This window comes from Acidithiobacillus sp. TH-A36, assembly GCF_057473445.1.
Window position 1 is genome coordinate 1 of the sequence record NZ_JBYCKP010000278.1, and the last position, 1,777, is coordinate 1,777.

2 protein-coding genes are annotated in these 1,777 nt (G+C 55.3%); both read left to right on the plus strand.

Annotated elements, in window-relative coordinates; all coding sequences use genetic code 11:
* Positions 1–752 (plus strand): thiol:disulfide interchange protein DsbG (dsbG, locus tag AC2VLY_RS07330; protein WP_486893325.1); only part of this gene is annotated, 752 nt, incomplete at its 5' end.
* A 3-nt stretch (positions 753–755) separates the two neighbouring features.
* Positions 756–1,777 (plus strand): GspE/PulE family protein (locus AC2VLY_RS07335; protein ID WP_486893324.1); only part of this gene is annotated, 1,022 nt, incomplete at its 3' end.

Here is a 1,777-nt window from a genome sequence, read left to right on the forward strand (position 1 = left end):
CGGGAACCATACCGCAAAGTTACCAGGCTGGAGCCAAAACGATTGTGGCCATGAGCCACGGTCAGGCAAAAATTCTTCGCACGTTCCCAGCAAAGGCTGGGCTCAACGGCTATGCCGTGCAGCTTTCGCCGGGACATGCGCTCGTGATGTTCACCAGTCCAAACGGCAAATATGTTTTCATGGGCGGCATCTTCGACAAGGCAGGGAAAAATCTTTCCGTGGCCTATGCCCACAAATATCTGCCGAAATCCGATCTACCCAAAAAGATTTCTCCGGTGGAGATGGGCAAGGCGGTCGCGCACACCACGAATTTCCTGATTGGAAGTCCCAAGGCGACCAAACAAATCTGGTTCGTCGGGGATCCCAACTGCATTTTCTGTCACATGACTTATGAGCATCTGCTGCCCTATGTCAAAAAAGGGGAACTCAAAATCCACCTGATCCCCGTAGGATTCCTGAAGCCCTCTTCAGCACCCAAGGCGGAAACGATTATTGCGTCAAAGAACCCGGCCAAAGCCTGGGCCTATGACGAGGCGCATTTCAATGTGCCAGAGGAAGAGGGCGGCATCGTGCCGCTGGCAAAAATCCCGGCCAATGATCAGAAGGATATTCAGGCGAACAACGCCTGGATGAATCACCACGGCATCAACGGTACCCCATTCCTGGTCTATAAAAACGCCCAGGGGCAATGGGCTGTGAATCCCGGTATGCCGGAAGATACCAAGGCCTTTGTCAAAGGGATCGGGGGCTGATTCATGGCACAGGAATCCCAAGCCTTTCTCTCTACCAGTGACCGGGATGGTCCGGTCACTGACCTACTGAATGATCTGTTCTATCAGGGGGCGGAGGAGGGCTGGTCGGATCTGCATTTTGAAACCCAACTGGATCAATCCATGCGGATTCGTGCGCGGATTCGCGGAACACTGGCCGAACTGGAGGTGATCTCCCCACACAAAGCCATTCTGCTGCTAGCGAAGCTGCGTTATCGGTCCAAGCTCCCCGTCGATGAAACCCGCAAAGAGCAGGACGGCAGGTTCGTGCAGGAAATTGAAGGCCGGCGCGTAGAAGTGCGTCTGAACATCGTTCCGACTGTGAATGGCGTTTCTGCCGTATGCCGGTTGCTGGACTCCAAAAACGCAGGGATGCCGATTGAAAAACTCGGTATGCCGCCAGCCGTTCAGGATCTCTATCGCTGGGCGCTGCAGCAGAAAGAAGGAGCCATCATTGCCGGTGGACCCACCGGATCCGGGAAGACCACCACACTCTATGCCGGTATTGGCGCAGTCAGCCGTCCCGATAACAAATTTATTACCGCTGAAGATCCAGTAGAATTTGTCCTGCCCGGTATCCAGCAAATCCCCGTAGGATCGGGAACCGGGCGGTCTTTCGCCAGCGCGATTCGCGCCATGATGCGTCAGGATCCCGATGATATTCTGATTGGCGAAATACGCGACGAAGAAACCGCGCAAATGGCAGTGCGGGCGGCCATTACCGGACACAAGGTACTGGCGTCCATTCATGCCAATTCCGCCAATGGCGTTTATACGCGGCTGAAAGATCTGGGCCTGCCGATCCATCTGATGAAAGCCGCAATTCGCGTTGTCTTCGCGCAAAGAATCATCAAGTGCGTCTGTCCGCATTGCGCCCAGGCGCAGCCCGTCCAGCATCCGGAAATCTTTGAGGGTAGCGGTGTAGCGATTCCTGATTCGGAGATGATCGGCAACGGCTGCGATCATTGCCACGCCACACCCGGCTACGCTTCGCGCCGGGTACTCTT